This window comes from Croceimicrobium sp. (genome assembly GCF_965228705.1).
GTDB lineage: Bacteria > Bacteroidota > Bacteroidia > Flavobacteriales > Schleiferiaceae > Croceimicrobium.
The window spans coordinates 1,252,079-1,265,760 of sequence record NZ_OZ245832.1 but is presented as its reverse complement, the minus strand read 5'-3'; the positions used below and the strand labels follow the sequence as shown (position 1 = coordinate 1,265,760).

The window sequence follows — 13,682 nt, the reverse complement described above, 5'->3', positions numbered from 1 at the left end:
TTTAGCTAAGAAAAAGGGTCATGAGAACATTAGTCATCGGCGCAAGCCCCAAACCGGAACGCTATTCGAATCGAGCATTGCTGATGCTTCATGAGCATGGTTTTGAGACGGAAGCCTTGGGTCTACGCGAAAGTACTTATGCTTTTGGAAGTATCGATGCCGGATTTCCAAAATATGAGGATATCGATACGGTAAGCTTGTATGTAGGACCTAAAAATCAGTCGGTTTACTATGACTATATCCTGGGTTTAAAACCGCGCAGGGTGATCTTTAATCCGGGAACAGAGAATCCTGAATTTTATGAAAAGTTGGAAGCAACGGGAATTGAATACGAGCAAGCCTGTACTTTGGTTTTATTGAGTACAGGGCAGTATGAGTCTTGATTAGGGGCTGTAAATGGCCTTGAAGCCATTACTAAATTCGATATGAACTGATTTGGTCTCGGTAAATACACTGAGATCAAAATAATCTTCCTCCTGGATTAACATTTCGCAGGCGCCCGGATCTTCTACATAGAGGCTAAATAATTCGACTTGATCTTTAGTGCTGATCCAATTTAGATGGACCTTGCTTTTGGAGCAACCACTATACTGATATTGGATTCGCAAGCAATTTCCGCTTTGGCTATAGTCTAGAATTTCTACTAGCCGAGTTGTGCTATCTGAATGCTGGTTATTTTTCTCCAGTTCAATGCAGGCAAACTCAGCGGGCTCAGGCTCCACCGAAAATTCTATTTCCTCTTGCTGCACTTTGGTTTGCGGTTCAGCTGAAGGGGGAACTGCCTTTTCTTGAGCACTTGTTTTTTTAGAACCACAAGCACTCAGAAATAAGACACCGATTAGGGCCAAAGAAGAGAAGCCTCGCATAAAATGGAAATTTAAGAAGGCTTCGAAGTTAATAGAATAAAGGGGATGTGGTGATCTTAGGAAAGTAGTTTCTGACGCAGTAAAAACTCCAATTGCTCATTGGCTCTTTCGAGCTGATCAATAAGGTCTCGGTTTTCTCTTCTCAAACGAAATACTTCATGAGCCGATAAAATCGTGGCTTTCAGATCGTCATAATGCCAGGGCTTGTTGAGGTAGCGATAAACCTGTCCACGGTTAATAGCATCAATAACTGCATTGATGTCAGAATAACCGGTGATCAAAATTCGCATGGGCTCAGGATTGATCTTCTGCACTTCTACCAAAAATTCAATCCCAGTCATATTTGGCATTCTTTGGTCGGTGAGAATTATATTGAGCTCTTCCCTCTTAAAAATCTCTAGACCCTCTGCCCCTGATTCTGCGGTGAATAAGGTGAAATCTCGACGAAAATTGGCTTTAAAAGCCTGTAAGTTGTGGGCTTCATCGTCGACATACAAGATTTTCACATTTTCGTTCATCTCTAAATCAAAAATCTAAGGTAAAAGTAAGGTAAATTTCAATACTATGCCGTAATTTGGCTGATAGATTTCAGGGTGTCCTACACATGGAAAATGCAATAAAAACCAAGCTAAGAAACTCATCTTCAGTTAGTTTAATTGGAAATAAAAATACATTTATTCCAATTATTTACGACATGTCTAAGGAAGATGATAGAGCCAATTTAGAAGTATTTCTAGATAAAAATAATTCACAATTAAATGTTTATAACTCCATTGAAAATCAGATTTTGGAGTTGTATAAAATTGACAATCCGAAACTTAAGCCGAGCTCGAATGAGCTTAAAAATTACTGGTCTGAATGGTGCGCCCAGCAAGACCCCGACGTTTATGGCGTATGGGTTTTTTACCCTTGGTCAAACTCCTTGGTTCATCTGGTGCCCAAAAAGGATTTTATTCGATTAAGGACTTCCAGGAATCAATATAAGATCCATCCGGAAGAGCAATATTCCCTAATGAATAAAAAAATAGGGGTGATAGGTCTTTCGGTGGGGCAGTCGGTTGCCTTAACTCTAAGTATGGAGCGCGTTTATGGTACTTTGCGGATAGCCGATTTTGATCATTTAGATCTCAGTAATCTCAATAGGATTCGCGCTGGAGTGGCTGAATTGGGTTTGCCTAAAACCACTATCGTGGCCCGCGAAATAGCGGAGATCGACCCCTTTTTAAAAGTAGAAGTGTTTGAAGAGGGAATTACCGAGGAAAATTTAGATCAATTTTTAGGGGAAGGAGAGGATCAATTGGATCTTTTGATTGAAGAATGCGATTCCCTTTCTATAAAGATAAAAGCAAGAATTAAGGCACGCGCAAAAGGTATTCCTGTAATCATGGATACCAGCGATCGTGGAATGATGGATATAGAACGTTTTGATCTGGAGCCTCAGCGTGCCTTGATGCATGGGATGGTTTCGGAAGAAGGGGCGAAATCCATCGATCAATGGACGGCCAAAGAGCGCTTAGCTCTGGTCATGGATATGGTGGGGGCGCAAAACATTTCTTCCCGTTTGAAAGCGTCCTTATTGGAAGTGGAAGAATCCTTAACCACCTGGCCTCAATTGGCCTCATCTGTAAGTTTAGGTGGAGCGCTTAGTACTATTGTTAGTCGTAATCTTTTATTGGGTAAACCCGTGCAGTCCGGACGTTTTTATTTAGATGCTGATGATATGTATCTCAAGCCCAAACAGGATAAGGGCAATACTACGGATACTAGCAGACCCGAGGAACTGAGTTTTGAATATTGCGCTCAATTACTGGAACAAAGTGGGCTAAAGGCCACTTCAAATTCTGTGGATTTAAGCACAGAGGAAATAAAGGATTTGGTTGAAAAGGCTTGCTTAGCACCCACAGGTGGGAATGTACAACCCTGGAAATGGATTTGGAAAGACTCTATGTTAGCCCTTTTCCACGATAAACATTTCTCGCTTAGTTTTCTGGACTACCGACATCGCGGAAGCTATATTGGATTTGGCGCAGCGATGGAAAATTTGGAGCAAAGAGCATTAAGCCTGGGTTATCAGGCGCATGAATTGTATCACTTGGATACTTTTGGGGAAGATTTGGTAGCTGTTTATTCATTCAGCAAAACCCTAAGTCCAAAGGCAGCTTTTCAGAGCTATGGCGATCGCTTGGATATACGTCTGACCAACCGTTTAAAGGCACCGGAATACAAGGCTATACCCGAAGCGGTAAAGTCCGAAATCGGATTGGCATTGGCGGATAGTGCCTTTGCCATGAATTGGTTAGAGGATAGAAATAAAATTGAAGAGCTTGCCGAAATCATTGGTAAAGTAGAACGACAAAGAATTTTGGACCCTTGGGGTCATCGTGACTTTATTCATGAAGCACGTTGGACCAAAGAACAGGCGGAAGAAAGTCGGAATGGGGTGGATTTACGTACCCTTGAGCTTTCAGAAGCCGATAAAGTAGGCTTTAAGCTGATTCAGGATGCTGAAGCCATGGCCAGTTTAAGAGAGTGGGATAAGGGTAGCGCATTGGTGAAAATGAGCACCGACGCAATGAAGAATTGTTCTGCACTTGCCATTCTGCATAGTCCAAAACATGATGCGGCTACAGTATTGGAAGGTGGGAAATGGGTAGAAAGAATATGGCTCTATCTTAACGATCAGGGAATTTCATATCAGCCAGTCTCACCAGCCACCTTCATGTTTGCTCGGCTATCCGGAGATGATGTCAGTACCAGTCCTTATCTTAGGGAAAAATTAAAAGAGCTGCGAAAAGCATATTTAGACCTATTGGATTTAGCGGAAGACGTAAATGATTTATTCCTTTGTAGACTTTTTTACGCTAAGGAACCTGCGATTAAATCTTTGCGCAAACCTATCACTGAAGTGTTTAAAAATTTAATGGAAAATCGTGCTTAGACTTAGAGCGTTTAAGGCAGTGGACGATCCCGAAAGCTGTCAGAAATTTTTAAAAGGCCATGGTGACATCCTAAGCAGTATTGGGGTTAATAAAGTGACCTCCAATAAAGCTACCTGGGTGGAAAATCCGGGTACTTATGTGCTGGTGGTCGAAGACCCTGATAGTTTGGAAGTATTGGGAGGCGCTCGTGTAGATACCTCTTATGGTAATAGTAAACTGCCTATCGCATCCGCAACAGGTTATATGGATCCTACCATCCATGATCATATTGCAGATGCGGCTAAAGAAGGGACCGGAGAAATTTGCGGTCTGTGGAATTCTCGTAAAGTAGCGGGTTTGGGTTTTGGAAGTTTATTTCTCACTCGGGCAGCGGTAGCCATTACTACCCAAATTAAAGTGAAATCTCTCTTTGCTCTTTGTGCACCTTATACCATCGCAACCGCTGAGAGCTTCGGCTATAAGACAATGCTTGAGGTTGGCAATGATGGAACCTTTTATTATCCTAAACTGGATTTATTGGCGACCGCTATGAAGTTACCCGATACCTCAATTTTGGACGGAGCTTCTGATCTTGAATTGGATCGGGTAGGATCCTTGCGCCAGGAACCTAATCAAAGATTTGAAGAACAATCACGTCGCCGAATGGTAGATGTACAGTATCAATTGGATTTAAAGCTCTAGGAACTTGAAAAGGATTTTTCTGATAAACCTTTTAATCCTCTTGAGCTGGACGGTCAAGGCTCAGTTGAGTGTCGCGACATTTAGTGATGGAAAGTCGCATTTGGAGTCGGAGATTATTGGTTTAGATTATGTAACCGAAAAGAAAGGTGTAGCCAACTTTGATAATGGCAGCGTAGCCTATGTTAAACTGGTGGTCGATGCAGAATATGCCAGTCAGGATCGACGTATTTTTCTTTCCTACGCCTTAATAGATACCATTCGTTTTTATCGCCGTGACGCCGATGGACTGCATTTAATTCTGGAAACCGGACAGGCCTATGATTTTGATACTCGGGCTTATGAGTCTTCGGATTTTGTGTTCCCGGTTAAGGGTGGGGTACAAGAGTATTACTTTGAAATATACAGCCACAAGCCGGTGGTTCTGCCTTTTCAATTGGTTGAAAGAGAGTCGCTTTCTGCAACTTTAAGCAATAACGACTTCTTCTTTGGTACCTATGTGGGCCTCATTGCAGTAATGTTTTTGTATAACCTGGTGATCTTTTTCCTTACCCGGGATCGAAGCTACCTCTTTTACATTCTTTACTTGCTTACCCTCGGATTGGCCCAGGCCGCTTTGTTTGGATATACGGATCGCTTCCTTTTTCAGGAGTTCCCCGCTTTTAACCGAATTTTCGCGGTATTGTCCGGAGCCCTGGTAGCGATAGCTTCCATCTTTTTCATCAACAATTTCTTACGATTAAAGACCAAGGCTCCTTTCTTCAGAAAGCTGCTCTTTTCGGTGGTTCCTCTGGATGTGGTGGCCATTATTTTATTGTTGATGGGCTATGAGTCCTTCTCCTATAAAATGGTGAATATGGTTTCTCTGGTGGGATCCATTATTGCGATCGTCGCGGCAGTGAAATTGGCCCAATCAGGCTTTAAGCCGGCCAACTTCTTCTTATTGGCCTGGTCGGTTTTCCTAACCTCGGTAGTGATATTCGCCTTAAAGGATTTTGATATTATACCTTATAACCCGGTATTCCGTCGTTCGATGCTCTTCGGTTCCAGTGTTGAAGTCGTTCTCCTCTCGGTCGCCCTGGCGGATCGAATTAATCAATTGCGAAGGGAGAAAGAATACTCTCAGGCTCGCGCTCTGGAAATGGCTCGTGAGAACGAGAGAATTATCAAGGAACAAAATATTGAGTTGGAGAAAAGGGTAGAGGCCCGTACCATGGAATTGCAAGAAGCCAATGAGGAACTTCAGGTTACCCTTGATAATTTGAAGGAAACCCAAACGCAATTAGTGGATGCTGAGAAAATGGCCTCCTTAGGTCAGTTGACAGCAGGTATCGCTCATGAAATTAATAACCCCATTAACTTCATTACTTCCAATATTAAACCCTTAAAATTGGATCTGGATGAGGTGTACACGATAGTGGATCGTTTTTCTCAGTTGCCGGAAGATTGTAGTCCGGATCAATTGAAACAAGCGAAGTCTAGCTTACAGGAATTTGATTATGATTTCTTGAAAGAAGAAATTGAATCTCTAGTAAGCGGTATTTCGGATGGAGCGGTACGTACTTCAGAGATAGTACTGGGACTGCGAAATTTCTCTAGATTGGATGAGGATGTAGTGAAAAAGGCCAATTTGAATGAAGGATTGGATAGTACTATGATTCTCTTACGTAATAAAACAAAAGACCTGATTGAGGTTGTGAGGGATTATGATGAGAATCTGATGGACATTGATTGTTTCCCAGGTAAACTCAATCAGGCCTTCATGAATATTCTGAACAATGGAATTTATGCGGTAAATGCCAAGCGTTATGAGGAGGGGGAAGAGCCTACTTTGACCTTGAAAACCCGAATGGTAGATTCTGAAATGGTGGCTGTTCACTTGATCGATAATGGTATCGGGATGAGTGAAGAAACCAAGAAAAAGTTATACGAGCCATTCTTTACCACAAAAGAGGTGGGTGAAGGAACCGGGCTTGGTATGAGTATTGTGTTTAAAATTATTGATAAACATGGTGGGCGAATAGAAGTAAATAGCGAACTTGGCAAAGGCACTGAATTTATCTTATTTTTACCCATTCGTCAGCCAAACGAATTTGCATGACACCCAGAAATTCTACTAAATTAATTCGGGTTCTATACCTGGATGACGAGGATAATAACCTTCGATCTTTTAAAGCTGCTTTCCGCAGGGACTATGAAGTGTATACCGCTAATAATACGGAAGACGCTTTTAGTATCCTCAAAACACACAAGCCGCAGGTTATTTTCTCGGATCAAAGAATGCCCGTGACCAGTGGGGTAGAATTCTTTAATGCCGTACGCCAAGTTTTTCCGGATCCCGTTCGTATTCTGATTACCGGTTTTACGGATGTTAATGATATCATTGACGCCATTAACAAAGGGCATGTCTATCGCTATATTACCAAGCCCTGGAGTGAGGCCGAAATCAAAGTAGCCATTGAGAATGCCTACGATCTTTATCATACTCGTAAGCAATTGCGCAATAAGATTGAAGATCTTGAGAAAACCAATAATGAACTCAATCGCTTTGTTTACAGCGTTTCCCACGATTTAAGAGCACCCATAGCCAGTGTGCTGGGATTGGTGAAAGTGGCAAACCTCGATGTGAAAGAGGAGCAAGCGGCCAGCCTGTTCAGTAAGGTGGATCAAAGTGTGCACAAGCTGGACTTACTGGTAAATAATATTATTGACTATTACAAAAACTCTAAGGCTGCCGAGGAGTTTGTTGAAGTAAATATCGAAAACCTGGTAGATGATGTGCTAAATCATCTGCATTCCGGCGAAAGCCGTGAAAATGTTAATATTCAAAAGAGTATTAATCAGAATGCGCGATTCTTTGGCGATTACTTCCGGATTCGAATTGTACTCAGTCACTTGATTGCCAATGCAATTAAGTTTAAGAAATCTGATCAAGATCGCGCCCGAGTAGATTTAAAATTTGCCATTGATGCTGAGGAAATTCACATTCGTGTGAAGGACCATGGAGTTGGAATACTTCACGAGCATGTAGAGCAAATCTTTAAAATGTTCTTCCGTGGTAAGGATCAAATGGCCGGTTCCGGTTTGGGTCTTTATATTGTTAAAGAGGCCTTGGCCAAAATGGGCGGTTCTATTGACGTGACTTCCAGTCCCGGAGAGGGTGCGGAATTTCACATCTGCATTCCTAATGTAAGCAAAGACTCCGATGAGTGAGTTCCAGGTGGAATATTGCTTACTGATTGATGATAATGTGGTGGATCGCTTTGTGCATCGCAGACTCATCCAACACCATAAAATTGCCCGCGAAATAGTTGAAATAGACAGTGGGAAAGAAGCCCTGGAGTTTCTTAATGATGCTTTGGACGGTAAAAAGCCAATGCCAGACTTAATTTTACTCGATTTGATGATGCCAGAAATGGACGGATTCCAGTTCTTAAAGCATTATGAAATGTGGGTACAGCGTTCTAAAGTTCGCCCTTATCTTTTTATGGTTAGCTCCACTGAGGATGACCGTGATTTAAAAAGGGCCCGCGAAAACCGTCATATAATCCGATTACTTCGCAAGCCCTTAATTCCTTCCTTACTCCGCGAAGGGATTGATCAGAACTCTGATTTAAAGTGAAATTGAATCTTATCGAATTTCTCCCGGGCCATACTCAGGCTAAAGGAGGAGTCGGCTAAGAACACTAAACGATCAAATTTATCGCGAGCTAAATAGCGGTATTTCAATTTGCTGAATTCTTCCAGCTGGCCTTCGTCCGAACTTTCAATCCAACAAGCTTTATAGGCGGGGTAGTTCTCATAACTACATTTAGCGCCATATTCATGCTCTAAACGGTATTGAATCACTTCGTACTGCAGGGCTCCAACGGTGCCAATAATTTTACGATTATTGCTTTCCAGGGTGAAGAGCTGAGCCACACCTTCATCCATTAATTGATCAATTCCCTTATTCAATTGCTTGGCCTTCATGGGGTCCGCATTATTGATGAAGCGGAAATGTTCGGGGGAAAAACTGGGGATCCCTTTAAACTCTAAATCAGGACCCTCACTTACACTATCTCCAATCCGGAAATTACCGGTATCGTGTAAGCCAATAATATCACCCGGAAAAGCTTGATCCACCACCGATTTGCGGGAAGCCATAAAAGCGGTAGGATTACTGAATTTCATGCTCTTGCCTAAGCGAGTATGCTTATAATTTTTATTGCGCTCAAAGGTCCCGGAAACGATCTTCATAAAAGCCAAACGATCCCGGTGTTTGGGGTCCATATTGGCGTGAATCTTAAATACGAATCCACTAAAGAAGTCTTCATCGGGTTTAACCAATACTCCATTGGCATCTTTAGGTTGAGGTGGTGGAGCAATTTCAATAAAGCAATCCAATAATTCCTGGACACCAAAATTGTTAAGGGCACTTCCGAAAAAGACCGGGGAAAGATTGCCCGCCAGATAGGCATCGCGATCAAAGTCATCGTAAACACCCTGCAAAAGGCCGAGTTCCTCTACCAAGGTTTCTGCAGCGTCCTCGCCAATCATTTCGGCCATTTTAGGATCTTCAATATTCTCGATCTCAATACTATTGGCAATCTTCTGCTTATTGACTTCTGTATAGAGCTTCAATTGCTTTTCCCAAAGGTTGTATACGCCTTTAAAGCGCTGTCCCATACCAATAGGCCAGCTCAAAGGGCAGATATTAAGCCCTAGTTTGGATTCAATTTCATCCAATAGATCAAAAGCATCCTTACCCTCGCGATCCAATTTATTAATGAAAACGATGATTGGGGTATTTCGCATTCTACAAACCTCCACCAGTTTTTCGGTCTGGGTTTCTACCCCTTTAGCTACGTCGATCACCACAATCACACTATCTACTGCTGTAAGGGTACGGTAGGTGTCTTCAGCGAAATCCTGGTGACCAGGGGTATCGAGGATATTGATCTTTTTTGACTTATAATCGAACCCCATTACCGAAGTGGCAACGGAAATACCCCTTTGTCGCTCAATCTCCATAAAGTCGGAGGTGGCGGTTTTCTTAATCTTATTACTTTTTACGGCCCCGGCTTCCTGAATGGCTCCACCAAAGAGTAGGAGTTTTTCAGTTAAGGTAGTTTTACCCGCATCCGGGTGGGAAATAATGCCGAAAGTTCGGCGCTTGGCAATCTCTTGTTTTAGGCTACTCATAGTCGCCGCAAAAGTAGCCAATCCCGACTTTAAAAAAAGTGTCTATTTTTGTGCAACTTTATCCTTCTAAAAGCTAAACAAATAGCTGAGGATTCGGTTTCTTTGGTAATAGACTATAAAATGGAATCTAAGTATTCGATAAAAGATCTGGAAAAGCTTTCGGGGATTAAAGCTCATACTTTACGTGCCTGGGAACAGCGTTATCAACTCATTGAGCCCAAGCGCACGGATACGAACATTCGATACTATATAGATGAGCATCTGAAGAAGATCCTTAATATCGCTGTATTGGTAAAAAGTGGTATGCGTATTAGCAAGGTGGCAGAATTAGGTCCCGAGGAGCTAAGAGCTGCGGTTATTGATGCCGGTCGTTATCAAGGGAATTACGAGAGCCAGATTAATGCTTTTAAGATTGCCATGCTGGAATACGATGAGTATCTCTTTGACAGCATCTTCAATAAATGCCTTATCCAATTCGGTACCGAAGAAACCCTTTCCAGAATTATGGGGAAATTCATTCAGGAAGTGGGCTTGTTATGGCAGGCGGGTGCCATTAGTGTAAGTAATGAGCACTTTATCAGTAATCTGGTGAAACAAAAGCTATTTGCCATTATCGATCAAACGATTATTCCTCAAAAATCGGATAAGCGAAAAAGCTATGTGCTGTATCTTCCAGCTGATGAATTGCATGAGCTGGGCTTACTCTATCTCTATTATTATCTAAAGAAGCTTGGAAATCGCGTAATCTACCTGGGGCAATCAGTACCCATTGAATATTTAAAAGAGGTAGCGGATAAAACGCAGGTCGATCAGTTTATTTCCATTTTCACCACCAATCCCCATTTTGAGGAAATCGACATTTATTTTCAGAAAATCGGCGAAATGTTCAACAAAGACAATTACCGATTCTTCCTCACAGGCATGCAGTTTCATAATTATGAAACGGATGGTATTCCCTCTCAGGTGGAGATATGTCCTGATATAGAGTCTTTAAAGAAAACCTTTATACGTTAATCGACGTATATTATATCTCAGAGTTATAACATCGACTAAATCAGTCCTTTAGGTTTTTGTTTAATCAAAATAGTGTTAAGGTTAAACAAAATTCTTGTGAAACCGAAGGGTTTTGTTTAAGTTTGGGGTGTTATAAGTTGAACAAACTAAAAATCAGCACACATGTCTCAAGCAGAATTCAGTTCTATGATCATTGGTCACCAGGATTTCTTACGTCAGTTGGCCTTAAAACTGACCAAGAGCAATAATGACAGTGATGACCTGATGCAAGAAACCTTGTTCAAAGCGCTTAAGAATCGTGAGAAGTTTCAGGAAGGCACAAATATTAAAGGTTGGTTGTACACCATAATGAAGAATACCTTCATTAATGCCTATCGCAAGCGTAAAAATCAAAACACCTTTATTGATGAAACCGAGAACAAGTATTTCATCAATATGCGTGAAACGGAGAAATCCGTAAGCACAGACAGTATAGTGGATCATAAGTACGTAATGAAGCAGGTAAATTCTATCGACAAAACTTACCTCGAAACCTTCATGATGTATTACAATGGTTATAAGTACGAGGAGATTTCAGAGATCCTCGATATTCCATTAGGAACGGTTAAGAGTCGCATTTTCCTGGCTCGTCGCAAAATGATGGATAAACTCAAGGATTACCGTTAATCTAATTACACATGGGTCAAACGGCAATTGTAGTCGGAGCCGGATTTGCAGGATTATCGGCTGCAAGCTCCCTCGCACAGAAGGGTTTTCAAGTTAAAATCCTAGAAAAAAACGCGCAAGCAGGGGGTAGGGCCCGAGCCTTTAAGCACAAAGGTTTTCACTTCGATATGGGGCCCAGTTGGTACTGGATGCCCGATGTTTTTGAAGCCTATTTCCAAACTTTCGGCAAAAAGGTATCCGATTATTATCAATTGGATCGCTTGGATCCTAGTTATCGGGTTTATTTCGGCAGCAATGATTTTGTCGATCTACCTGCCGGAACAGAAGCGGTAATTCAACTCTTCGAAAAAATTGAAAAGGGTAGTGGAGCGAAACTGAAGAAATTTATTCAGGACTCGGCTTATAAGTATGAGGTTGGCATTAATGATTTGGTATATAAGCCGGGTCGCTCATTACTCGAATTTGCAGATTGGCGAATTGCCAGGGGCTTAATTCAATTGGATCTTTTGAAGAGTATGCGTCGCTATGTACAGGCACATTTTAAGAACCCTCGCCTCCAGCAAATTATGGAGTTCCCCATTTTATTTCTGGGTGCCACTCCTCAAAATACACCCGCGCTTTATTCCTTGATGAATTATGCCGATATCGATGGGGGAACCTGGTTTCCGCGCGGAGGCATGTATGAAATTGTAAAAGCTATGGTGGCTGTGGCCGAAGAGCAAGGAGTAGAGATTCTATGCAATCAAGAGGTTATTTCCGCAAAATTTAAGGGTGATCAAATTATAGGTCTGCAAACCAATCAAGCTTATTTCGAGGCGGATGTGATTTTAAATGCGGCAGACTACCATCACTTTGAACAAGAAATCCTTCCCAAAGAATTTCGTCAGTATAGCCCTAAATATTGGGAGACTAGAGCCATGGCTCCTTCCAGTTTACTGTTCTATTTAGCAGTAGATAAAAAGGTGCCAGGGCTATTGCATCATACCTTGTTTTTTGATGAGGATTTTGATCAGCATGCCCGCGAAATCTATGAAAGTCCACAGTGGCCTTCCAAGCCTTTGTTTTATGTATCCGCGACTTCCAAAACGGATTCGGCAGCAGCCCCGGAAGGACAAGAAAATTTATTCTTATTAATGCCTTTAGCTCCCGGTCTGAAAGATGATGCGGAGCAAAGAGAAAAATATTATCATTTGATGATGGATCGATTGGAGGCGCATATCGGCGCTGAAATTCGACCTCATGTGCATTTCAAACGGTCCTATGCCATGCAAGACTTTAAAAACGATTACCACGCTTTTAAAGGCAATGCTTATGGATTGGCCAATACCTTAAGTCAAACCGCAATTCTCAAACCTTCTCTCAAGAGTAAAAAAGTAGCGAATCTCTATTATGCCGGGCAACTGACCACGCCTGGTCCTGGAGTACCTCCATCCCTGATTTCAGGATTGGTTGCGGCTGCTGAAATTGAAAAAGACACCTTAAAAAACCGGAGGCATGAAAGCATTGTTTGATCGTATTTCCTATCGCACCTCTGCGATGGTGACGAAGAAGTACAGCACTTCTTTTTCTTTGGGTATTTTGTTTTTGGACCGCGCCTTGCATCAGCATATTTACGCGATTTATGGTTTCGTTCGCTTTGCGGATGAAATAGTGGATACCTTTCATGATTATGATAAGAAAGCCTTATTGGATGACTTTAAAGTACAATGTCATAAGGCCATAGATCAGGGGATAAGCTTAAATCCTATCCTCAATTCTTTTCAGCATACCGTTAATCAGTTTAATATTGATAGAGAGCTGATTGATACTTTCCTGAAGTCGATGGAAATGGACTTAGACCTTAGTAAGGTGCAAACAGAGGAGGAGTATGAAGAATATATTTTAGGAAGTGCGGAAGTAGTTGGCTTAATGTGCTTGAAGGTATTTTGCTATGGTGATCAGGAACAGTATGATCGCTTGCGCTGGAATGCGATGAAATTAGGCTCGGCATTCCAAAAGATCAATTTTCTGCGCGACCTGAATGCTGATTATCAGCAATTGGGAAGAGTGTATTTCCCTGGTGTGAATATGCAGGTCTTTGATGATCAGGTAAAGCGTGAAATTGAAGAGGATATTGAAAAGGATTTCAAAGCCGGTTATGAGGGAATTGTTGCTTTACCCAAGCAAGCACGCTTTGGAGTTTATGTGGCCTATATGTACTATTACCGCTTATTCCTGAAAATCAAGGCGACGCCAAGCAGTACGATATTAAATCAAAGGGTACGCATTCCCAACCACAATAAATATCGTTTATTAGTAAGCTCGTATCTTAAACACAGTTTTAACATCTTATAGT

General features: G+C 41.8%; 13 protein-coding genes. 10 read left to right on the top strand and 3 right to left on the bottom strand.

Going from position 1 to position 13,682, the window contains the following annotated elements:
• Positions 1-20: 20 nt before the first annotated feature.
• On the top strand, positions 21-383 hold the full coding sequence (locus tag ACO05P_RS05705) for a CoA-binding protein (RefSeq protein ID WP_421754016.1): 363 nt from the start codon (positions 21-23) through the stop codon (positions 381-383).
• Here the strand turns inward: ACO05P_RS05705 and ACO05P_RS05700 are convergent, their stop codons facing one another.
• A complete protein-coding gene (locus ACO05P_RS05700; protein ID WP_421754015.1) occupies positions 384-866 on the bottom strand; it encodes a hypothetical protein in 483 nt (160 codons plus the stop codon).
• Positions 867-922: 56 nt separating this feature from the next.
• On the bottom strand, positions 923-1,372 hold the full coding sequence (locus tag ACO05P_RS05695) for a response regulator (RefSeq protein WP_421754014.1): 450 nt from the start codon (positions 1,370-1,372) through the stop codon (positions 923-925).
• A gap of 98 nt (positions 1,373-1,470) precedes the next feature.
• Between ACO05P_RS05695 and ACO05P_RS05690 the strand changes: the two genes are divergently transcribed.
• Genes ACO05P_RS05690 through ACO05P_RS05670 form a run of 5 tightly spaced genes read left to right on the top strand, consistent with a single transcriptional unit; the run spans position 1,471 to position 8,105 of the window.
• Positions 1,471-3,804 (top strand): Rv1355c family protein, encoded by a 2,334-nt coding sequence (locus ACO05P_RS05690; protein ID WP_421754012.1) that lies wholly within the window; start codon positions 1,471-1,473, stop codon positions 3,802-3,804.
• Positions 3,797-4,486, top strand: a complete 690-nt coding sequence (locus ACO05P_RS05685) for a hypothetical protein (protein ID WP_421754011.1) — start codon at positions 3,797-3,799, stop codon at positions 4,484-4,486. Before ACO05P_RS05690 ends, ACO05P_RS05685 begins: the two co-directional genes overlap by 8 nt.
• 4 nt (positions 4,487-4,490) lie before the next feature.
• Positions 4,491-6,584 (top strand): sensor histidine kinase, encoded by a 2,094-nt coding sequence (locus tag ACO05P_RS05680; RefSeq protein WP_421754010.1) that lies wholly within the window; start codon positions 4,491-4,493, stop codon positions 6,582-6,584.
• A complete protein-coding gene (locus tag ACO05P_RS05675) occupies positions 6,581-7,696 on the top strand; it encodes a sensor histidine kinase (RefSeq protein ID WP_421754009.1) in 1,116 nt (371 codons plus the stop codon). Before ACO05P_RS05680 ends, ACO05P_RS05675 begins: the two co-directional genes overlap by 4 nt.
• On the top strand, positions 7,689-8,105 hold the full coding sequence (locus ACO05P_RS05670) for a response regulator (RefSeq protein WP_421754008.1): 417 nt from the start codon (positions 7,689-7,691) through the stop codon (positions 8,103-8,105). The genes ACO05P_RS05675 and ACO05P_RS05670 overlap by 8 nt, the downstream gene beginning before the upstream one ends.
• On the opposite strand, the gene ACO05P_RS05665 is transcribed toward ACO05P_RS05670, so the two are convergent.
• Complete coding sequence (locus ACO05P_RS05665; protein WP_421754006.1) at positions 8,084-9,667, bottom strand: peptide chain release factor 3; 1,584 nt, start codon at positions 9,665-9,667, stop codon at positions 8,084-8,086. The genes ACO05P_RS05670 and ACO05P_RS05665 overlap by 22 nt on opposite strands.
• Before the next feature lie 120 nt (positions 9,668-9,787).
• Here ACO05P_RS05665 and ACO05P_RS05660 point away from each other — a divergent pair, with 120 nt between their 5' ends.
• The 4 genes from ACO05P_RS05660 to ACO05P_RS05645 all read left to right on the top strand — a co-directional run bounded on the left by ACO05P_RS05660 (position 9,788) and on the right by ACO05P_RS05645 (position 13,681).
• Positions 9,788-10,681, top strand: coding sequence for a MerR family transcriptional regulator (locus ACO05P_RS05660; RefSeq protein WP_421754005.1), 894 nt, complete (start codon positions 9,788-9,790; stop codon positions 10,679-10,681).
• Positions 10,682-10,843: 162 nt separating this feature from the next.
• Positions 10,844-11,347 (top strand): RNA polymerase sigma factor, encoded by a 504-nt coding sequence (locus ACO05P_RS05655; RefSeq protein ID WP_421754004.1) that lies wholly within the window; start codon positions 10,844-10,846, stop codon positions 11,345-11,347.
• Between the two features lie 11 nt (positions 11,348-11,358).
• Positions 11,359-12,858: a phytoene desaturase family protein gene (locus ACO05P_RS05650; protein ID WP_421754003.1), complete on the top strand. Its 1,500-nt coding sequence runs from the start codon at positions 11,359-11,361 to the stop codon at positions 12,856-12,858.
• Positions 12,842-13,681 carry a phytoene/squalene synthase family protein gene (locus tag ACO05P_RS05645; RefSeq protein ID WP_421754002.1) on the top strand — a complete coding sequence of 280 codons (840 nt, stop codon included), beginning with the start codon at positions 12,842-12,844 and terminating at the stop codon, positions 13,679-13,681. The genes ACO05P_RS05650 and ACO05P_RS05645 overlap by 17 nt, the downstream gene beginning before the upstream one ends.
• The last annotated feature ends 1 nt before the right edge of the window (position 13,682 follow it).